Here is a 21,000-nt window from a genome sequence, read left to right as displayed (position 1 = left end):
ATGCAGCCTCCCAAATTAAAGTCGAAAGTCCGTTGCACGGACCGTGATATCGGCCAGGTGACCAAGGTCATCATGGACCCCTTGTCGCGGGAGGTCAGCCACATCGTCGTCGGCGGCGACGGGCTGGGTCAGAAGGAGCGACAGCTGCCGATCTCGCAGGTGCAAAGCGTCACCGAAGACGCCGTTGAATTGCGCGCGGCGTCGAGCGAGGTCGACGCGTTGCCGCCGTTCAAGCGCGACGACTATGTCACGACCCACGAGGTCGAGATCGCGCATCTGGAAGCCTCCCTCCATCACGTCCAACCCGGCGAGGTGTTGGTTCCGCTGCCCGTCCTGGAGCGTGACGTCAAACGGCGGACGTTCTTCGCGAACCTGACCCACGCGATCGGATTGCTGATCGGCCTGCCGCTGGTCTACCCGGTGTTGCGGTATCTGATGAAACCGATGTATGCGCCGTTCGACAACAGGTGGCTGAAGATCGGGAATGTGAGCAAGATCAAGACCGAGGACGTAGGCGTCCAGTTCAAATATAAAAAGAAGGTCAAGGAAGCCTTCATGCCGGAGGCGGAGATCGAGAAGAACGTCTGGATCCTAAAGGCCACGCCGGCCGTGCTGGACAAGGTCTATCAGGGAAAAGATATGGACTTCCGCGATTCCAGCGGCAAGGTGATCTGGACCAACAAGAAAGATGTCCCCTACGTCGCCTTTTCGGGAAAGTGCCCCCACCTCGGATGCGGATATAAATGGCGCAAGCACAAGCTGCTCGGCGAAGTGTTCCTCTGTCCGTGCCATCTCAGCATCTATGACGCCAGCGGGAAAGTGCTGGATGGACCGGCGCCGCGCCCGCTCGATCCGTTGCCGATTCAGGTGTCCGCGACCGGGGATGTCCAGATCATCGACATGGAGTTCAAGGCCGGCACCAAGGCCCGGGTGCGGATCGTCTAAATTTCTCGAGGAGCCCGGAATCGCTTCATGAACGGTCAACCCACCGCGCTGGAAAAAGTTCTCGCGTTCGTGGATGAGCGGGTCGGCCTGAAAACCATCCAGGCCAAGATGCTCAACGAGCCCGTTCCCGGGGGATCGCGTTGGGCCTACGTATTCGGGTCATGCCTGTTGTTCATCTTTATCATGCAGGCGGTCACCGGCATCCTGTTGATGTTTTATTACGTGCCCAGCGCCGACCACGCCTACGCGAGCACCCAGTACATCATTCACGAAGTCGATTACGGGTGGTTCATCCTCAGCTACCACTTCTGGGGATCCTCGGCGATGGTCGTGATGGTCTTCGCGCATATGTCCCAGGTTTTCCTCTGGGGCGCCTACAAGAAGCCGCGCGAGATGATCTGGCTCGTCGGCCTTGCGCTCTTCGGCATCGTGATGGCGTTCGGCTTCACGGGGTATTTGCTGCCCTGGGATCAACGGGCGTATTGGGCCACCACCGTCGGCGTGGAGATCATGGACAAGACGCCGATCGTCGGGGACTTTATCGCCCGGTTCCTGAAGGGCGGGCCCACGCCGGGCCAGATGACGCTCAGCCGATTCTTTGTCATCCACGTCATGATCCTCCCGGCGGCGCTCATGGGGCTGGCGGGGCTGCATCTGTTCCTGTTCAGGAAGGCCGGCCCGGCCGGGCCGTTCCGCGGCAGTCCCGAGGAACTGAAGGCGAAAACCGATTACTTCTTTCCGCGTCAGGTCTGGAAGGACATCGTGGCGATGGGAGCCGTTTTTTTGACCGTCAGCAGCCTGGCCTTCTGGGAGCCGGTGGTGTTGCTTGAAGAAGCCACTCCGGACCCCGGCGAGTATCATCCCGAGCCCGAATGGTATTTCCTGTTCCTGTTCCAGATGCTGCGGTTGAAGATCTTCGCCGGCGAATTCGGCCAGTTTCTGGGCGCGGTGGCGGTGCCCGGCGCGTTCCTGCTGTTCCTGGCGGCGCTGCCGTTCATCGACCGGAGTCCCGAGCGCAATATTTTCAAGCGGCCGATCGCGCTGATCGGCTGGATTGTCGTGATGACCGGTATTCTGGTCTTCACCGTATCCGCCATCATCAACCGGGAGTTTCTGGAGTAACGCCGCGGCGGTCGCGGCATCCTGCGTCTGCATATGACGGATCGTGAGCCGATGTCCCCGATAAAGCTGGCCCTCCTGGTGCTCTGGCCCGCCTTCTGGACGGGACTCCCGATCAAGTTGGCCTTGACGCTGCTGGTGTTCGCGAGCGGCGCAATGCACGTGGAGGCCGCCGCCGGTCTCGCATTGCTGCTGTTGCTCGCCAGTCCGGTGACGGCGCTTGGTCTCCCGATCGTCACTCTGGGTCTAGGTCTGCACCTCGGCGAAGGCGCCGGACTGGCCGTCCTGTTCCTGCTGGCAATTCCCATCGACATCTGGGCGCTCGGCCTGTCCGGTCGTACGGTATTCCTGGACCGGCTGCGTCTCGAGCCGCCGGAAGGGTTGGGCCTGACCCTGTGGTGGAAGATCGCGCTGACCGGCGCGATCTACTTTCCGCTGTTGTATCTCATCGAAGGCGCCGCGTTCGGCGCCGCACGGTCCGTCGCGCGCGCGATTATGGAAACCGACTTGATGAAAGCGTTGCCGGTGGCTGAGCGTATCGGCCTCGAACTGAACTTATGGGGCGTGCCGACGACGCTCGTCCTGCTCGGCTTGATCACGGGGTGGCTCTGGATCATCGGTCGGATCATTCAGCCGCACGTGAAGACCGCGACCCCGGTAGCGGAAACGTACCAGTCGGTCGTCCGGCGGTGGGATTTGATGCGGATCCCGTCGGATCAACCGCTGCTGCTCACTGTCTTCGTGGGTACAGGTGTCACGCTGGTTCTATTGTTCTGGGCTTTTCTCCCGGCGACGACGCCTCGTCCGCACGAGTCGTATGTGCAATCCGAGGCCAAGGTCGAACCGCCGTTCAAGCCCGCCGCGGCGTTGCAGAAGGCGGAAAAACTGCTGGCGCAGGCAGAAGCGACCGTGCAGGCCTTGGAAGAGAAGGCTGCGCAGGAAACGAAAGAGAAGGGTAAGGTGAAAGGGAAGGCCGCGAAACCTTAACCTGGGCGGGGATTAGGGAGAAGCTCCATGATGCACCGGGATGGACACCCAATGCGAACAGCCGCCGTGATGAGCCGGAAGATCGTCGCCGTCGCCGGATTACTGATGCTGGCCGCCTTCTTGGGCGTACCCGCCTCGGGGGTGGCGCAGGACGCGGCCAGCGCCTCCGCCTCCGTGGCCTATCGAGACATTCCCGGACTGGGCAGCCGGAACATCATCTGGGTCGTCGCTCAGCAGCATCTGCTCCTGGCCGGCTTCGTCTTAGGGGTCCCGATCTTTGCCTGGCTCTGTGAAATCGTGGGCTGGAAGACCGGGGATAAGCGCTACGACAAGCTGGCCAAGGAGTTTACCAAGTTGCTGACCTCGTCATACGCGACGACCGCCCTGTTCGGAGGGATTCTGCTGTTCCTGCTCATCGGGTTCTATCCCAAACTGATGGCGTACCTGACCGATATCTTTTTCCCCTCCTTCATCGTCTACTGCATCCTGTTCCTCCTCGAGACCGTCACGCTGTATCTCTATTGGTACGGATGGGATGCGATGCAGGATGGCGGCATGAAGAGCGTCCATCTGTTTCTCGGATTCCTGCTCAACGTCTTCGCGTTCTTCATCATGATCGTGCCCAATTCGTGGGCGACGTTCCAGGCCAGTCCGGTGGTGATTTCGGAAGGAACGGACATCCAACGCGCCTGGGCGGCGACCTGGAATCCGACCTGGTGGCCGGTCAACATTCACCGCCTGATCGCCAACGTGGTGCTCGGCGGCTATATCTGCGGCGCCTACGCCGGCATCCGATACCTCGCGGCCCGGAGCCAGGACGAACGCTACCATTACGACTGGATGGGCTACGTCGGAAACTTCATCGGCGTGTTCGGTTTGTTGCCACTCCCCTTCGCCGGGTATTGGTTGATGCGCGAGATCTATCAGTACAACCAGCAGATGGGCATCACGCTGATGGGCGGGTTCCTCTCCTGGCTGTTCATTCTCCAGGCGATGCTGATCGGCGTGCTCTTCCTCGGGTCCAATTATTATTTCTGGCTCGGAATCACGCACCGCATTCCTGGCGCGGAAATGAGCTACCGCAAGCCGATCATGGCGATGCTGGTGATTTTGCTGCTCTGCCTCGGAGTCTGGATGACACCGCACTCCCTCGTGGCCAGCCTCGAAGAAGCGAGAAAAATGGGCGGGACGCACCATCCGCTGCTCGGCGTGTTCGGCGTCATGTCGGCCAAGATGACGGTGGCGAATCTGATGATTTTGGTGACGTTCATGAGCTTCATCATGTATTGGAGGGCCGGCAAGCAGGAAACGGCGACGTGGGCGAGGATCGCCAAGGCCGTCATGGGCGCGGTACTCGCGGTCGCCGCCATCGCGGTGATCGTGCTGGGGGTCTGGGGATACTTCGTCCCCGCGATCGTCAGGATCAATTACTTTTCCACGTCGCAGGTGTTGATCGTCCTGTTCGTGATGCTCACGATCACGCCCTTGACCGCGTTACTGTTGAAGAGCGCGAAGACGACCACGGAAATGATCTGGGGCCGAATGCCTCCCCGTGCCGGATACGCGCTGGTGCTCAACGCCGTGATGGTCATCCTGCTGATGACGCTGATGGGATACGCGCGGTCGTCGTCGCGGGTTCACTGGCACATCTACGGCGTGATGCGGGACTCCTCGCAGTACGCCTACTCGCCGGCGCTCGGCTATGCCGCCGCGTTCATGTCCCTGAACACGTTCCTGTTCTGCCTGCTCGTGGCTTTCATCTTCTGGGTCGCCACGATGGGCGACAAAGGAAAAACCGAGGCTGCGCCGGCGAAAAGCGAAGTGCCGCACGGAGCCTTGCCGGCCATGGCGGGAGGCGCACCCACCCGCGTGAAACGTGGGCAGGAATGTTGAATTTTGAATGGTGAATGATGAATTGTTCCAATGTGGTTCAGAATTCATAATTCACAATTCTAATTCCTAATTCGCGAACCGAAGGAAGCGTATGAGCGAAGTCGCCTTATTGCAGATCATCGGCCTCTGCGTCGTGGGCGTCGGGGTTGCCATTCTGCTCTTCATCAAAGCCCAGTTTCTCCGGGTCGTCGGGTTCGTCGTCATTGTGCTGGGAACGTTCGCGCTCATCGCGCTGGGTGTTCCGCAGATGCCCTCGCTTCCCCCGGCGGAGGAAAAGTTCGATGTCGCCAGCATCAAGACGCCGGCGGATATGGCGGCGATCGGGCAAAAGATCTTTTTCAGCAAGGGGCAGTGCGCTTTGTGTCACTCGATCGGTCCGAGCGAATCGGCTCGGTGTCCGGACCTCAAGGGGATCGGAGCGAAACTGACCCGTGAATTCATTTATGAAAGCCTGACTCAGCCGCAGGCGTACATCTATCTCGACTACCGACACGAAGGGCCGCCGAAGGAATATCCGGCCCGGATGCCGTACATCAACAAGAACCCGATCGGACTGTCAAAGAACGAGATTCTTTCGGTGATCGCGTTCCTCCAGCAGATGAGCGGCGAGCCAATCACGGTGAGCCCGTCCGAGATCGAGATGCCTGGCGCGCCGAAAATGGCCGAAGCCGCGCCAACGACCATGGTGCAGGCGCAATGAAATACGGAGCGCGTCATTTGGTGAGCGTTCCGCACAGGCTCGGCAGTTTTAGGGTGTTTTCCATCCTACGATTAACGAGTCGCGTTCAACGGTTAAGGGTTTTCGAATAAGAGCCGAAGACGGAGGAATCATGGGCGGTGCGTTGCTTAAACCGATCATGCTGATCGTGGCCATCTACCTTTTCCTCAAGTTAGTCGTCCCCTATATCCCCGGTTCGGCGCCGTTGCCGTCCAGCCTGATTTTTCTCTACATTGCGCTGACGGTGACGGGAATCCTGATTTACGCCACGCTCAGCGGCCAGTCGAAGGACGCGTTCTTCGACCCGATCTTCCGCTTCCTGAGCGGCGAAAACCTTGGCGCCTTGCAGGGCGCGCGATGGCTGGTGTTGATCCTGTTCCCGTTGCTCGTCGGGTGGCAGACCTATGCCAGCACGGCTCCCAGCGGTCAGCCGCCGGCGGAAAATCGGACCATTCATCCGGCGCCGCCGGGAGAATTCGTCGGTCTCTCCAATCCGGTTCCGAACACGCCGGAGAACGTGATGACGGGCAAGGGACTCTACGCCGCTTTCTGCTCCCCCTGTCACGGAGCGAACTTCGACGGCAAGGGCGTCGCGGCCAAAGGGTTCAACCCGCCGCCCGCCAACTTTTCCGACCCGACGACCATCGCGATGCTGCAGGAAAGTTATCTGTTCTGGCGGATCAAAAAAGGAGGAGTCGGGTTGCCGGTCGAAGGGATGCCCTGGAAGTCGGCGATGCCGCGTTGGGAAGTAGAATTGCCCGATGAATGGATCTGGAAGATCATCATGGGCGAGTATGACGGCGCAAAACAGAAGCCGAGGACATGGGAATGATTTGTCGCGGGCGAGGGGCCAGGGGCTAGAGGTGAGGGGAGGAACAGATTGAAACGGCCTGAAAGAGTCACGGGACTAGGACGAGTGTTAATCCTTTTGCTGGCTGGGTTCTTGCTTCTAGCCTCCGGCGTCGGAGCGATCGCCTCAGCCCAGGAAAGCGTGACGGTCAGAGCGGCGGTGGTCAAAGGCGGGCTGCCATCGGAAGACCCTATGGCGGCTGCTTGGAACAGCGCGCCTCTCGCGGAATTCCCCTTATCTCCACAGGTCCATTGGGCGCCGCGCATCCAGGAAGTGACGGTCAAATCGGTCAAGGTCCGCGCGCTGCACGACGGAAAAGCACTGGCCATCATGTTGGAATATGAGGACCCCACCGAGGATCCCGACGACGCGGCCGGCCTCGAGTTCATGGTGGGAGACAAAAAGGCCCACTTCGCGCACGGCCAGCCGATGGCTCTCGTCGAAGGCGGTCCCGTCAACATCTGGTATTGGAAGAACAAAGAGAACAAGGCCGTGGATATGAACGCCAAGGGGTTCGGCACCCTCAAGGCGCAGAAACACCAGGATGTGAAGGCCAAGGGGGTATATCAAGACGGCAAGTGGCGCGTGGTCTTTTCGCGGACCCTCGCGACCGAGCATCTCGAGGAGGACGCGCAGTTCACACCCGGCGAGTTCACCAGCATCGCCTTTGCGATTTGGGACGGGAAGAAACTGGAAAGCGGGGATCTGAAGGAGAAGGGCTCCCAAAAGGCGGTCTCGTCCTGGTGGTATTTCCGGGCCGAGCCGCCGCCGGATTATTCTCCCTATCTCTATGCCGCCTTGGCGATCGGGCTGGCGGCGGGGTTTCAATTCGTCGTCATCAGAAAGCTAAAGAAAGGACAGTCGGCATGAGGACGTCGATGAAGCTGCGGGTGGTCGCAGTGGTCGTCGGAATGGCCGGCCTCTCGGCAACGCTGGGAACCGGTGGCTGTTCGCTCTTCCAGAGCGAGCGGGTCTCCAGGGGCCAGGCGCTGTACAACCACTACTGCATGCACTGTCACGGCGAACACGGCCGACCGAACGAAGGCTTCAACTGGGCCCATATGCCCGATCCCAAGCCCAAGGACCTCTCCAACAAAGAGGAGATGAGCACCTTCAAGGACGAGGAGATCTTCTTCACGATCTACCGGGACATGAAGGACACCACGCCGGAGATCGGGGACAAGATCGGCGACGACGAATTCGCCGTGCCGACGATGCCCACATTCAAATACACCATCTCGGAGGAAGAAATCTGGGACATCGTCGCCTACGTCCGGACGTTGCACGGCCTGAAGTTGACGTACGACGTGGACGGCCGTAAGAAGGAGCTGGAGGCCAAGCTCCAGGAGGCGCAGCAGAAGTACGATCAGGCCCAGCAGTCGTACGATGCAGCCGAGAAGAAGGCCAATGAAGAGGCGGAGAAGAAGGGCGTCGAAGTGGACGAGTCCACGTACGCGAAGGAGCAAGAAGCGCTCCTCGTCGCCAAGAAGGAGCTGGATCAGGCGAAGGCCGCCCTGGTTAACTTCTCGTCCCGGCCCAAGTTTTCGCCGATCCCCCGTCCGGACTTTTCCACCGTGGCCGCTGCCGATGTGACGAGGCTCGCCGAGTTCGGCAAGCGGCTTTATCAGAACAAGTACGGCTGCAACGGCTGCCATCGGGTGGGTGGCGACGGCGGGATCGTCGGTCCGGCGTTGGATCGCGCCGGGTTCCGGCTGAACTCGACCTGGGTGTACCGGTGGATCAAGTATCCGCAGGCCATGAAGCCTGAAACCCGAATGCCGAATCTCGGGCTCAGCGATACGGACGCCAAGGCTGTCACGATGTATCTCAGCACGTTGCGGGCGCCAAGATCGGACAGACCCGAAGTTAAGGCTCAGGCGAAGGTTGAGGAGTCTCAACCTGAACCTCGACCTTGACCTTCATAAGAATCCCAACCACATCCCCGCCAGCACCGCCCAACCCACCCAGACGTGCTGCTTGAACAGCGCAAACGCATCGGGTGGAGTAATTGAACCGCGCAGTAGGAAAGTTTGCCGCGCGAAGAAGCCGCCGACCACGGCCAAAACGCCATAGTAGGCCATGCCCAGTTCCGCAAGCCGTCCCGCGAGAGCCAGAAGCGTCAGCGTGGCTCCGAGGGTGACCCCGACCGCGATCCAAGTGCGGGAGCCGAAAAAGATCGCCGCCGATTTGACGCCGATGCGCAGATCGTCCTCGCGATCCTGCAACGCGTAGATCGTATCGTATGCCACCGCCCAGCAGAGAGCGCTTCCGTACAGCAACCAAGCCGGCGTGTCGAGTGAGCTGCGCGTCGCAGCCCAGGCCATGACAACGCCCCATCCGAAGGCAAGACCGAGGATCGCCTGGGGCACGTGGATCACCCGCTTGGAATAAGGATAGACCGCGGCCAGAATCAAGGCGACCGGGCTCAAGAAGATCGCCAAAGGAGGAAGCAGCAACACCAAGGCCGCCGCTAGTCCGATCAGCACGGCTGCGAGCATCAGCGCCTGGCTGACAGTGACCGATCCGGAGGCCAAAGGGCGCGCGCGCGTGCGCGCGACCTGCCGGTCGAACGACCGGTCGGCGAGATCGTTCAGCACGACGCCCGCGCTCCGCATCAGAAACGAGCCCGCCACGAACACGAACAGGAGCTTGAGCGGCGGCCGGCCCTCCGAAGCCAATACGAGCGACCACAGTGCCGGCAGCATCAGGAGCATCGTGCCGGATTGACTGCGCAAGCGAATGAGATCGGCGAAAGAGGCCCACTTGTTCTGGGGCGGCGAACCGGCGGAAATCGATTCGGAATGGCGCACCAGCGACTCGGCCATGACGGGGACCTTAGCCCACCGTAAAAACGGCTGTCAATTATGCTGCATGACCTGGCTCGCGGGTTGTTATCCGCGGCGGATTTCCGGTATAAGCGCGGTACTGTGGGAACTGCCCGACGAATCACGAAGCTGAGCGGCCACGGCGGACGGCTTGCCGCCGGCCTCCCGGCGCTGGTCTGCCTGGCGACCCTCCTGGCCGGTTGCGGGCTCTTCGCCGGCCGGGATGGGTTCACGTCGGGCTATTGGCTCCCGCTCACGGTCCGCCTGAGTCTGGACGAGACGGTGGCCCATGCGGCTCTTCAGTATCGCGACGCCTGCGGACAGCCGCAAACGCTGCCGATCGACGCGACGTTGAAGGCAGCTGTGGTCCGCCGGATCGGAACGGTGTTCGAACGAGTCCAGGTCGGCGACGTCGCCTCGAAGCGCGGCGCCGCAGACGGCATCGTGACGGTGGTCTTGGGAATCAGCCAGACGGAGCTCTACATTCCGCGCAAAGTCCGGCGCTCGTATCCTGTGACGGTGACGCTGGGCCTGGACTTTTCCTATACGGACGAGGACGGCGCCGTGCTGTACAGCAAGAAGCTCCAGAGCTTCGGGCGCGGCGAAGTCGAGACCGACGGCGAAAGCTGCGAGGTCCATGGTCTCGACAAGATCGCCGAACAGGCGATCGAGAAAGTCACGGAAGGCATGGCCAAGCAATTGGGGACCGCGACGAAGATCCGCGAGGCGGCATTGCGGGGAAAGAACCCTGGGGCCGCGTTGCCGAGGGCTCAGGCGTCGACACCGGTCCAGGCTGGCGACCAGGTTCCGGCAAAGACGGCGCCTCCCCCTTCCGAACCGGGGTCTTCGCCTGTTCAGAGCGAGGGCGGTCAACGCCCTAAGCTCACGTTCCGCGCGATCGTCCGAGACGAGAACCGCAATCAGGTCCTGGAGAACCACGAGGAGGTCAACATCGAAATCGAAGTCAAAAACGAAGGACCTGGACCGGCCTTGGGCGTGGACACCCTGCTCGGCGGTAGCCCGTCGCTGATCGGACGGTTTCCCAATCCCATCGAGGTCGGCGACCTCCAAGCCGGAGAGTTGAAGCGGGTCACCGCCAGCGCCAAGCTCGACGGGGTGAAGGAGGTGGAACAGGCCGAACTGATCCTCTCGCTCAGGACCTTATCGAGCGGCGCGCACTTGCCGCTTCCCAAAAAGTTCCTCATCGCGGTCAGGCCGGATCAGAACGAAGAGGTGGAAGTGCTCTCTGTGGACGTGGACCAACTACCGAAACCGGGGACCGGGTTCAAACAGCCGAAGGCCATCGGCATCGCGATCGGTGTGGAGACCTTCCGGGACGCCGGGATGCCGGACGTCAAGTTCGCGGGACGAGACGCCCAAGTCATGGCCGGCCACCTCAGGACGCTGGCGGGGATTCCGGCGAGCCGGCTCAAGCTCTTGGTGAATGAACAGGCGATGAAAGACGACCTGGCCGAAGTGTTCGAGGAGTGGCTTCCGCCCCACACGGAACCAGGCACCGTGGCGTATGTCTATTTCGCAGGGCGGGCGCTTGTGGAACCGGTCACAGGCGCGGTCTCGCTCGTCCCCTACGATGGAGTCGCCGTGTCGCGGTCCCGATTGTTCTCGCTGCGCCGTTTGCTGGACGCGTTGAGCCGGGCGTCGGTCCAGCGCGCCGTGGTGATGCTCGAAGTCTCGCTGGAACCGGTCCCGGGAGCGGATCCGGGGAGCGGCATCGAGCCCATGTGGGACGGCGAAGAGCCCGCGTCGCGCGAGGACAAGCTGATGTTCATGATCGGCAATCGCACGCTGCAGGAAGCCCATGCCTATGAGCAAGGCCGGCACGGGCTGTTCACCTACTACCTGTTGAAAGGGTTGCGCGGCGAAGCCGACATGGACAAGAACGGTGTCGTGCAGGTCGGAGAACTTTGCGCGTATGTGCGGGCGCAGGTCCGCAGCGTGGCAAAGAAGCAAGACGGGAACGATCAGGAGCCGATCTGTATCCCGGGCGCCGGTCAGGGCTCCGCGTTGCGCATCCTTCCGTTCACGAAGGTTCGGTGAGTCGGGTCGACGGACCGTCGGTTCGACGCCAAGAGACGGTCACGGATTTCTTCACGGGCGTGTTGACGGGGCGACGGGGAGACCTGTATAAATTCACTGCCTTTGCCCGGTGACAGAGACACGGCGCAGCCTCTCGACACATCCGTGAAAGCCGGCGTAGCTCAGTGGCAGAGCAGCTGATTCGTAATCAGCAGGTCGGTGGTTCGACCCCACTCGCCGGCTCCACACCTCGCTTGCGCGACCGCGCGCTATTCATCGCAGTATCGAACCTAAATGTGCGCGGATAAAACCCTCCAGTGTCCCTTCTTCTTATCTCTGCTTGCTCGACCCGGAGGCCATGTGATGGATCTTGCCGACGGGATAAACACCTCAAGTTGTATTGACTCTGCTTGCCCACACCAAACCAAGCTTGCTCGACCCTGAGCCATGTGAATTGCTCTCGGCGACGGGATACACGCCTCAATCACTCACCGTGGATCGTGCAGCGTGAGTTCGCCGGAAACGGTGGAACTGCCGACCGGCAGTGGATGGAAGCTCGAATCAGGAATGTGTCACATGGAGACGGTCTTCGGGAAGATCGGATCCGACTCCGCCCGGCCAGGTCTTCAGCAATTCGGTCATTTCTTCCGCAGAAACCGGCTTGCTGAAGGCGAACCCCTGCCCGTGAACGCAGCCTTGCTTCTGTAGCAGCGAGATCTGCTCGTCCGTTTCGATTCCTTCGGCGATCACGGTCAACTTGAGCGCCTGGGCCATGGCGATGATGGCGGCGATGATGGCCTGGGCGTCCGCGCTCGTCATCATATCCTGCGTAAACGCGCGGTCGATTTTGAGCGTGTCGATCGGGAATCTCCTCAAATAAATCAACGACGAATAGCCGGTGCCGAAATCGTCGATCGAAACGCGAACCCCCATCGCTTTGAGATCCTTCAAGGCCTTCAGCGCGGCTTCGGCGTCCTGCATGATGGAGGTTTCGGTCAGCTCCAAATCCAAATGCCTCGGCTCCATGCCGATCTCGGCGAGGACCCCGGCGATGGTTTTCGCCAAGTCGGGCTGCTTGAATTGGCGCATGGACAGGTTGACGGACAACTGAAGCGCGGTGTGACCGGCGTCGTGCCAGGCTTTCAGTTGACGGCAGGATTGCCGCAGGACCGATTCCCCGATCTTCACGATGAGTCCGGTCTCTTCGGCAAGCGGAATGAACTTGGCGGGCGGAATGAGGCCGGAGGCCGGGTCCTTCCACCGGGCGAGCGCTTCGACGCCGATCATGCGGCGCGAGGGCAGGTGAATCTGCGGTTGGTAATAGACGATGATCTCGTTCCGCTCCAGTGCCTTGTGAAGGCGGCTTTCCAGAACCAGGCGCTCGTACGCCTGGGCGTTCATGTCGGGAGAGTAGAACTCGTAGCTGTTTTTGCCGCGCTCCTTGGCGCGATACATGGCCGCATCGGCGTTCTTGATCAAGCTGCCGGCGTCGCCGTTCTCGGAGGAACTCATCGCGATGCCGATGCTCGCGGTGACGAAGACTTCGTGGCCGGCCAGCGTGAACGGGGGCCTGAGGGCGTCCAGGATCCGTTGCGCCAGCCGACCCGCAATGTCGGGACCGGCGATGTTCGGAAGAAGGACGGAAAACTCATCGGGGCCCAACCGTGCGATCGTGTCGGTCGTCCGCAGGCATTGTTTGAGCCGCGCCGCCACTGCTTTCAGCAGTTGATCCCCGACGACATGACCCAACGTGTCGTTGATGAGCTTGAACCCGTCCAGATCCAGAAACAGCAGCGCCTTGCGGTGATCGGCGGACGCCCCGGCCGTCAATTGCTGGCCCAGCAAGCGAACGAATTGCCGCCGATTGGGGAGGCCCGTCACAGGATCGTAATAGGTCAGCAGCCGAACCGACTCGGCGGTCCGCCGATAAAAAATGGCCATGATCAGGAGAAGCGGAATGCGGACGAGATGGCGTTCCAGCACCTCCCCCGTGTCCTCGATCTCCCGATAGAGGGCGAATCCGTAAATCGTGGTCACAAGGGTCAGGAACACCGTCATCTGCATCGCCGTACGGGAGGCCGTGACGATCAGGATGATGACGAAATAGGCCAAATACAGGTCGGATCCGGCGTTGCCCGAGAAATAAATGAGTAGGGAGGTGATGCCGGTGTCCAGGACGGCCAGCGTGCCGGGGAACCAGTCCGCGGTGATGAGGCGAGCCGGGAGGATCATCAGCATGCCGCAGAGCAGCAGCAGGCCCAGGATGGAGAGCATCTCCACTTCCGGCGTGATCAACGCATTGGGGCTGAGGAGGAGCTGATAGCTCAGGACGATGGTCACGAGCGTCTGCAACTGAAGGAAGTTGTAGCGCATGGCCGTGGCCGGTTGAGCGGTCTCACCGCCCGTTTCCGGGAGGCCCGGCGGCGTGCTCTGCACCCTCGGCATCGCGGCGAGCGCTCTGGACAACATGGACATGGAAGTCGTTCCCCTTGTTCCCGCGGTCGGAGCCTGAACGGTCACCGCGACTGCATGAGAACCTGTTCGGCCGGGCGTCCTCCGGCGTGTCCGACTTTCGTATCTCGAATCTGGTCGCTGATCTCGTACCTCCCCTTTCCCTGGGATTTGGCGCGGTACATCGCCAGATCGGCGTCACGGATGAGATCCTCGGGGCGGCCGTGCACGTTGGTGCTGAGGGCGATGCCGATGCTGGCGCCGACATGGACGGTCTTGCCGACGTCGATCGGTTCCGTCAGCTTGCGCAGCACACGCTCGGCGACGCGGATCGCGTCGGTCTTGCCCGTCACATTGTTGATCAACAGGGTGAATTCGTCTCCGCCGTACCGGGCGACGATGTCGCCCTTTCTCAGGCAGGCTTGCAGGCGTTTGGCGGTCTTGATCAAGACCGCGTCTCCGGCTTTGTGTCCCAGGCCGTCGTTGATCGGTTTGAACCCGTCCAGGTCGATGAAGATGATCGCGAACTGGAATTCCCGATTGTTCCTGGCGCACTCGATCGAGCGCCATACCCGCTCGATGAATTGGGCGCGATTGGGCAGTCCGGTCAATGCGTCGGACATCTTCTCATAGCGGGCCTGTTCCTCGGATTCCGTAATCCGCTTGAGCTCGGTCTGGGCGAGTTCAGTTTTATTGCCGCAGAGCAAAGCCGTGGATAAGAGGACGGGAATGAGCAAGGCATGGTCGGTCAACATGGCCCCGACCGCATGCAATGACACGCCATAGGCGACGGACACCAGACCTCCCAGGCCCCAGAGATGCAGAGCGGATGAACTGACCGACGCCATGAGGATGACGAGGATGTACCCCAGGTAGAGCCAGGGCTCGATCGTGCCGGCTTGATGGGTCATGAAGATCAGAATTCCCGTGTTCGCGAGGGTCAACAGCGAGACGAACGGCTTCCCCGCGAGCGCCGAGCCGGGAAGGCAGAGGACCAGGAGAAGCAGCATGCTCGTCACCCCGATCAACGCGATGTCGGCGTGACGGAGCGCGTCCAAGGGCGGAAGGCGGTAACCCAGAACGAATGTCAACAGGACCTGCAGCAGGCCGAGCAGGAGACGCAACGAGGAGCGCCTGACGATGACACCGGCGTGATGATCGGTCATGAGGAACGGGTGCCTCTACGTAGTGGCTGAAAAAACTCTATCAGCAAACATCCATTTTGTCAGGTGTTTTGGTGGAATCGTCACCAACGGGCTCGCAACGGAAAAAACGGGCATCGAAGCCGGGCGACCTCATCGGACGTGGCCGCTCTCTTGCTGTCCACAGCGCAGCACGCCGAGCGGCCGACGGCGACGGCGGGAGGCGACCGGCGGCCAAGCTCCGGGACCGGGTGGCGGGTCCGTGCTGTCCCGTTCGTGATATGTTGCACTTCATCCGACTCCGGCGGTGTGATATAACCGTCCTTCCGGAACAGCCATGAAAGTGTTGCTCGTTGAAGACAACCCGATCGACGCCAGGAAGGCCCAGGAAATGCTTGCCAAGGCAGGAGGCGGGCAGATCACAGTCACGCACGTTGAGCGGCTGAGCACCGCCTTGCGCCGCCTGGCCAGAGAATCCTTTGACGCGATTATGGTGGATCTGACGCTCGTGGACACGCACGGGCTGGACACCTTAAGCCTGATTCAGGCGGCGCTCGCGCGGATGCCGATCGTCGTCCTGAGCGACAAACCGGATGAGAGCTTGGAGCGCCAGACGATCCAACACGGAGCGCAGGATTTTTTGGTCAAGAGCCAGTGGAGCGGGGACCAACTGGCGCGCGCGCTGCGCCACGCCGTCGAGCGGAAACGGGCGGAGCAGAACCTGGCGTATCTGGCCCAATACGATCCGTTGACGGCTCTGGCCAACCGCGCGCTGTTCCAGGATCGCATGAGCCGGGCGCTGGCCATGAGCAAGCGCAAAAAGCAGGAGGTGGGCATCGTCATGCTCGGCCTCGATCGTTTCAAGGAGGTCAATCAGACGCTGGGCCGCGAGAAAGGCGACGCGTTGCTCAAGATGACGGCCGACCGGTTGCGGCAATGCATGCGCGAGGTGGACACGGTTGCGCGCCTGGGGGGAGACGAGTTCACCATCCTGCTGGAAGGCATCAACTGCAAGGCCGACATGGACATCGTCGCCAAGCGGGTTCTGGGACTCTTCGCCAAACCGTTCGAGCTGGACGTGCAGCCGACGACGGTCACGGCCAGCCTCGGCATCACGGTCTATCCGCTGGACCCTCACGAGATCCACGAGTTGCTGGCCCACGCGGAACAGGCGATGGACCAGGCGAAGGAGCAGGGCGGCAACACCTACCGGTTTTATGAACCGGCCTGATTCCGACCTTCAAAGCGTAAGGAACAAGGAGACCGGGAAGACACACGGATGGGAAGGACGGCGGGGATAACCGCAGCCCTTCCCGCGCCGTCAGTGAGAGAGAACCGGCTCCTGAACCGATTCGGTCTTGGAAACCGCCTCCCCCTCGTTCCGCAGCCCGTCTGTGCCGAGATCGCTTTCTGAGTTGGCCTGTGCTTCGGAAGGGATCGAAGTCGGCTCCTGGATCGCCTCAGTTACCGTCGGCGAAGTCAGGATAAGGTGCTCCTTGCCGATGCGGCGCAGTTCCAGATGGACGCGCCGGTTTATCTTGCGACAGATATCACTGATGTCCGCGCAGAGCGCACCCTCTTCCCCCAGACTCACGATCTTGATGGTCGTGTCCGGTACGCCTACGCCGACGAGAAACTGCTTCACCGATTCCGCCCGCTTCAGGCCGAGCGTCTTGTTGTAGCTCGCCGAGCCCTGTTGGTCGGTAGAGCCCTGAACGAGGACGCCATAATCCGGGTGGCTCTTCAGAAACTCGGCCTGGTGCTGAAGCAGGGCCTTGCCTTCGTCGGTCAAGCCCTTGCGGCCGACCTCGAAGTAGACGTCGGCGTGGAGGACGTCCGGCTCGGCGCTCACGGCCGGGTCTGGCATAGCCGGCTCGGGCAGGGACGTGGCGGGTGTCCAGAGCGCGCTGGAGACTTGCGCCGTCTCCAGCTTGTCCGACGCGCCCGGCGTGGTGATGGGCTCGCCCGGCGGCGAATAGACCCAGAAGACGCCGATGATCACGGCCAGGATCAGGACGACCCCGGCCACGATGTAGATGTCTTTCATGTCCTTGCTCGGTCCGACAATCGCAGGGGCAATGCCCCCGGACGCGACTTGTGATGGAGTGGGTTTCTGCATGGTCGGTTCCTCCTTGAGTTAGCAGGTCAATGGTCAAGCGTCATCGCTCATGAGTGTTGCGAAAGCCGGCCTTTCGTGAGCCGTCACCTCCTTTCCAGCCGGCCCGCATGCTGTTCAAGACGACAGACCGATGGAGCAATGGCGGTGCCGCTGCTTCTGGAGGGTGTGAGAAGTTGAACCGGCAGGAAACTCGCGAAGTTAGAAAGAGAGGAGGGTCAGGAGATCAGGGAGAGTCATGCAGGACGCGCATGTCCGTGCGGGGACATCCCCGCATGACGAGATGCGGCGAGCCGGAGCTATCTGTCTTGAAGTATAGGGGCTTGATGTTCAAAGAACCAAAAAACGCGCTTTAGGGAAGCGTATTGCTTCCAAAAGTTTTCTGGTTCCCTTTGTTAGGGAAGAGCTTGGGGCAGCAATCTGCTGTCCACGATCCGTATCCCATTCTCCGTCCTGTCCTACCGGGCTGCGGAAAGCGGGCTGCGGAAGACGGGCCTTTCAGTTCCCTCTTCATAGGGAAGGGCTCTTCAACGTGGCCAGCGCGCCGGGTTGGCCGCGGTAGTCGATTCTTTCAGTTCCCTCTTCATAGGGAAGGGCTCTTCAACCGATCGCGGTCAAGGCCACGCGGACGAAGCGCTCGACCTTTCAGTTCCCTCTTCATAGGGAAGGGCTCTTCAACGATACAGAATCCTTGCCCAATAACCGCCCGTAAGCTCCTTTCAGTTCCCTCTTCATAGGGAAGGGCTCTTCAACAGCGGACCATGATGGCTGCCCTCCTCTGTTCGACCCTTTCAGTTCCCTCTTCATAGGGAAGGGCTCTTCAACCACATGCCATGCGGCTCGCGCGGTGGCTGTGTGAATCTTTCAGTTCCCTCTTCATAGGGAAGGGCTCTTCAACGGTGGGCAAGAGCGCCACGAATCAGTTCTCGTTGGTCTTTCAGTTCCCTCTTCATAGGGAAGGGCTCTTCAACTGCCGGCACCCAGCGAGAGCCAGGTCAGAACTTCGTCTTTCAGTTCCCTCTTCATAGGGAAGGGCTCTTCAACCGGCGTCACTCTGGCCGACGCGAATCAGGACCATCCTTTCAGTTCCCTCTTCATAGGGAAGGGCTCTTCAACCGGGCTGCCCGGTCGCATCCAGGAGCGGCCCCAATCTTTCAGTTCCCTCTTCATAGGGAAGGGCTCTTCAACCGACCAGCCACCGGCTCCTGACCCGCATGGAACAGACTTTCAGTTCCCTCTTCATAGGGAAGGGCTCTTCAACCAGGAGCGCCTCTTGCCCGTCTACTCAGAATTGATCGCTTTCAGTTCCCTCTTCATAGGGAAGGGCTCTTCAACCGGGAATGTGGAGCGTATCGCCCACGCTTCCTTCAAACTTTCAGTTCCCTCTTCATAGGGAAGGGCTCTTCAACATCAAGGTTACTGGCTCGCTGTCGTTGGTTATACAATCTTTCAGTTCCCTCTTCATAGGGAAGGGCTCTTCAACCGACTCTATCTGTAAGCCCGACTGCCGCAATCCCCGCCTTTCAGTTCCCTCTTCATAGGGAAGGGCTCTTCAACGAAACTGTCCGGGTTGGCTGTAGATTACCTTGTTTCGCTTTCAGTTCCCTCTTCATAGGGAAGGGCTCTTCAACGGTGAAGGGACCCGGCCCTGGGGGTGTCATCGAGACTTTCAGTTCCCTCTTCATAGGGAAGGGCTCTTCAACTGAGCCTGCTCGATGCCTGGCATTGGCGGCTGATGCCTTTCAGTTCCCTCTTCATAGGGAAGGGCTCTTCAACATCCACGACGATCTCCCTCGCCGGATCAGTAATCGCCCTTTCAGTTCCCTCTTCATAGGGAAGGGCTCTTCAACGCGCAGGATGACGACGAGTGAGGCGTGACTGAGCCCTTTCAGTTCCCTCTTCATAGGGAAGGGCTCTTCAACGATTTCTCATCTTTTCCTGTATGGGTTTTCCTACACCTTTCAGTTCCCTCTTCATAGGGAAGGGCTCTTCAACCGCTGAGACAGTCGCCGACGGTTCCGCCTGTCACAGCTTTCAGTTCCCTCTTCATAGGGAAGGGCTCTTCAACGGAACTGACGACGACCCCAGCCGATTCGATTACGATCTTTCAGTTCCCTCTTCATAGGGAAGGGCTCTTCAACGCGTGGGTGGTTGGGGTCATGGGATTGGTACCGAGCTTTCAGTTCCCTCTTCATAGGGAAGGGCTCTTCAACGATGAGCGGGAAGAGGCGGAGGTGCCGCAGCAACTGGCTTTCAGTTCCCTCTTCATAGGGAAGGGCTCTTCAACCGGGAGTGCCCGGCTCAGTCCTCGTCGCTCCCCACGCCTTTCAGTTCCCTCTTCATAGGGAAGGGCTCTTCAACCGTCGCGCTCGCCTATACCGAGATCGAGCAACTGCCTTTCAGTTCCCTCTTCATAGGGAAGGGCTCTTCAACGGGCGTGGGAACTCAGCCAGCGCGCGCAGGTTGATTCTTTCAGTTCCCTCTTCATAGGGAAGGGCTCTTCAACTGGGTCAACAGTGGCGGCGGCACCTTCTTTAACGCCCTTTCAGTTCCCTCTTCATAGGGAAGGGCTCTTCAACCGAGGCCAGCATGGTGCTGGCCACCGCGCAAAGGGCTTTCAGTTCCCTCTTCATAGGGAAGGGCTCTTCAACGCGTGGAAGTGGTCGCCCGCCGTGGGTGATCGTGCGCCTTTCAGTTCCCTCTTCATAGGGAAGGGCTCTTCAACTCTCCTTGTAGCTTAGGTGTGCTCGGATGATGTCCCTTCTTTCAGTTCCCTCTTCATAGGGAAGGGCTCTTCAACATTTCATGGAGCAAAATTGCGTGTTGGTATTGCTCCATCTTTCAGTTCCCTCTTCATAGGGAAGGGCTCTTCAACCGCTCACGAAGGCCGCAATAAACCAAGCCACTTTGTCGTTGTCCAGAGCCAGTTCATCGAAAGCCTCGCAATTGCCATAAACCCGGGGTGGTTTGCGAAAACCCGCTTCCCGCAATCCGCGACCCGGTCTCCGGCGGCGGAAGGCGGACAGCGGACAGCGGTCTGCGGATCGCAGATCAAAACACGTCCCCACAATAGTTGCGATACTCGCAGTCCGTGCAACGGGCTCGAACCTCGGTCGCTTCCGGGACGCGCTGCAACAGGATCATCTCTTGAATACGATCCAGGGCGCGGAGCGTTTCAGCCCTGAGCTCGTCGGTCAGCTCGACGGGCTCGATTCGATTCCCTGGAATCAGGTAGATGAATCCACGAGGAACCGAACACTGATACGCTTCCTCGACCAGCATGGCGTATCCGCACAGTTGCAAGAGATGATTCGATCGCGCAGGACCGGTCGTCTCCTTGAAATCGACCGGATACCAGCCGGTTGACGATTCAATCAGCAAGTCCAGCTTGCCGGACAGCCCCAGAGTGTCGGAAGTCAGCCACACATGAAAATGACGCTGGCCATCGGGCAGCTTATAACGGCGCACACCCCGCCGTCGCTCCAACGCATCCAGTCGTGCTTCAGCCGACTTGCCATGCTCCATCTTGAAGGTCGCCTTCCGCTCGACCGGCATGACGTACTGGTAATACACGACGCGCGGGCAGTAGTCATACTGCTTCAGGTCGTTCACCCGGAGCATCAGTTTGGGCTGATTCGGGCTCGGCGCCGGTCTCCTCATTCTCGATCCGTAAACTGACCGTCACATCCTTCTGGCAAACAGGCTGCAGGAGGATCTTCCCGGTGCGGTCTCCTAACGTGTCTCCAAGCCGGAGAAAGAGTTCCTCTCGCTTATTACGCGTAAGCGGGCCGCAAAACGCACTGAATTGAACGCGCTCGAGCCCGTAGTCTTTGCAGACATCGGCAATCTTGGTCCGAACGCCATCGTCGGGAATGTCGTACAACACATACGTGGTCAGTTCCTCCATGATCCGCTGC

At 60.3% G+C, this 21,000-nt stretch carries 16 protein-coding genes, 1 tRNA gene and 1 CRISPR repeat array; of the genes, 11 read left to right on the top strand and 6 right to left on the bottom strand.

All coding sequences use genetic code 11. From position 1 onward, the window contains the following. From AB1555_01275 to AB1555_01240, 8 genes are all read left to right on the top strand, one after another. On the top strand, window positions 1-945 hold the full coding sequence (locus tag AB1555_01275; GenBank protein MEW6245322.1) for a ubiquinol-cytochrome c reductase iron-sulfur subunit: 945 nt from the start codon (window positions 1-3) through the stop codon (window positions 943-945). Window positions 946-972: 27 nt separating this feature from the next. After that, window positions 973-2,067 (top strand): cytochrome bc complex cytochrome b subunit, encoded by a 1,095-nt coding sequence (locus AB1555_01270; GenBank protein MEW6245321.1) that lies wholly within the window; start codon window positions 973-975, stop codon window positions 2,065-2,067. Between the two features lie 51 nt (window positions 2,068-2,118). Next, complete coding sequence (locus AB1555_01265; protein ID MEW6245320.1) at window positions 2,119-3,051, top strand: hypothetical protein; 933 nt, start codon at window positions 2,119-2,121, stop codon at window positions 3,049-3,051. A gap of 51 nt (window positions 3,052-3,102) precedes the next feature. Next, window positions 3,103-4,944 carry a cytochrome ubiquinol oxidase subunit I gene (locus tag AB1555_01260; protein MEW6245319.1) on the top strand — a complete coding sequence of 614 codons (1,842 nt, stop codon included), beginning with the start codon at window positions 3,103-3,105 and terminating at the stop codon, window positions 4,942-4,944. 91 nt (window positions 4,945-5,035) lie between these two features. Next, entirely contained in the window at window positions 5,036-5,644 is a 609-nt protein-coding gene (locus tag AB1555_01255) for a cytochrome c (protein ID MEW6245318.1), read from the top strand. Window positions 5,645-5,774: 130 nt separating this feature from the next. Continuing rightward, entirely contained in the window at window positions 5,775-6,494 is a 720-nt protein-coding gene (locus tag AB1555_01250) for a cytochrome c (protein MEW6245317.1), read from the top strand. A gap of 84 nt (window positions 6,495-6,578) precedes the next feature. Then, window positions 6,579-7,382, top strand: a complete 804-nt coding sequence (locus AB1555_01245) for an ethylbenzene dehydrogenase-related protein (protein MEW6245316.1) — start codon at window positions 6,579-6,581, stop codon at window positions 7,380-7,382. Further along, complete coding sequence (locus AB1555_01240; protein MEW6245315.1) at window positions 7,379-8,428, top strand: c-type cytochrome; 1,050 nt, start codon at window positions 7,379-7,381, stop codon at window positions 8,426-8,428. The genes AB1555_01245 and AB1555_01240 overlap by 4 nt, the downstream gene beginning before the upstream one ends. 3 nt (window positions 8,429-8,431) lie before the next feature. Here AB1555_01240 and ubiA read toward each other — a convergent pair whose 3' ends face one another. Next, on the bottom strand, window positions 8,432-9,337 hold the full coding sequence (gene ubiA, locus AB1555_01235) for a 4-hydroxybenzoate octaprenyltransferase (protein ID MEW6245314.1): 906 nt from the start codon (window positions 9,335-9,337) through the stop codon (window positions 8,432-8,434). A 39-nt stretch (window positions 9,338-9,376) separates the two neighbouring features. Between ubiA and AB1555_01230 the strand changes: the two genes are divergently transcribed. Together AB1555_01230 and AB1555_01225 are read left to right on the top strand one after the other, a co-directional pair. Next, window positions 9,377-11,395 carry a hypothetical protein gene (locus AB1555_01230; protein MEW6245313.1) on the top strand — a complete coding sequence of 673 codons (2,019 nt, stop codon included), beginning with the start codon at window positions 9,377-9,379 and terminating at the stop codon, window positions 11,393-11,395. A gap of 150 nt (window positions 11,396-11,545) precedes the next feature. Next, window positions 11,546-11,620 (top strand) — tRNA-Thr (locus AB1555_01225). 315 nt (window positions 11,621-11,935) lie between these two features. On the opposite strand, the gene AB1555_01220 is transcribed toward AB1555_01225, so the two are convergent. Together AB1555_01220 and AB1555_01215 are read right to left on the bottom strand one after the other, a co-directional pair. Continuing rightward, entirely contained in the window at window positions 11,936-13,849 is a 1,914-nt protein-coding gene (locus tag AB1555_01220) for an EAL domain-containing protein (protein MEW6245312.1), read from the bottom strand. Between the two features lie 41 nt (window positions 13,850-13,890). Next, a complete protein-coding gene (locus AB1555_01215) occupies window positions 13,891-14,991 on the bottom strand; it encodes a GGDEF domain-containing protein (GenBank protein ID MEW6245311.1) in 1,101 nt (366 codons plus the stop codon). 313 nt (window positions 14,992-15,304) lie between these two features. Here AB1555_01215 and AB1555_01210 point away from each other — a divergent pair, with 313 nt between their 5' ends. Then, on the top strand, window positions 15,305-16,198 hold the full coding sequence (locus tag AB1555_01210; GenBank protein ID MEW6245310.1) for a GGDEF domain-containing response regulator: 894 nt from the start codon (window positions 15,305-15,307) through the stop codon (window positions 16,196-16,198). A 90-nt stretch (window positions 16,199-16,288) separates the two neighbouring features. Here AB1555_01210 and AB1555_01205 read toward each other — a convergent pair whose 3' ends face one another. The 3 genes from AB1555_01205 to cas2 all read right to left on the bottom strand — a co-directional run bounded on the left by AB1555_01205 (window position 16,289) and on the right by cas2 (window position 20,990). Next, the gene (locus tag AB1555_01205) at window positions 16,289-17,086 is read right to left on the bottom strand and encodes an OmpA family protein (protein MEW6245309.1); all 798 of its coding nucleotides are present in this window, start codon (window positions 17,084-17,086) and stop codon (window positions 16,289-16,291) included. 492 nt (window positions 17,087-17,578) lie between these two features. Next, window positions 17,579-19,958: direct repeats of the CRISPR family, unit length 37 nt; unit sequence CTTTCAGTTCCCTCTTCATAGGGAAGGGCTCTTCAAC. A 176-nt stretch (window positions 19,959-20,134) separates the two neighbouring features. Next, window positions 20,135-20,704 carry a CRISPR-associated protein Cas4 gene (gene cas4, locus AB1555_01200; GenBank protein MEW6245308.1) on the bottom strand — a complete coding sequence of 190 codons (570 nt, stop codon included), beginning with the start codon at window positions 20,702-20,704 and terminating at the stop codon, window positions 20,135-20,137. Then, entirely contained in the window at window positions 20,673-20,990 is a 318-nt protein-coding gene (cas2, locus tag AB1555_01195; GenBank protein ID MEW6245307.1) for a CRISPR-associated endonuclease Cas2, read from the bottom strand. The genes cas4 and cas2 overlap by 32 nt, the downstream gene beginning before the upstream one ends. Between the last annotated feature and the right edge of the window lie 10 nt (window positions 20,991-21,000).

It is taken from the genome of Nitrospirota bacterium, from assembly GCA_040755395.1.
GTDB lineage: Bacteria > Nitrospirota > Nitrospiria > Nitrospirales > Nitrospiraceae > DATLZU01.
This window is presented reverse-complemented; position numbering and strand designations above follow the sequence as displayed.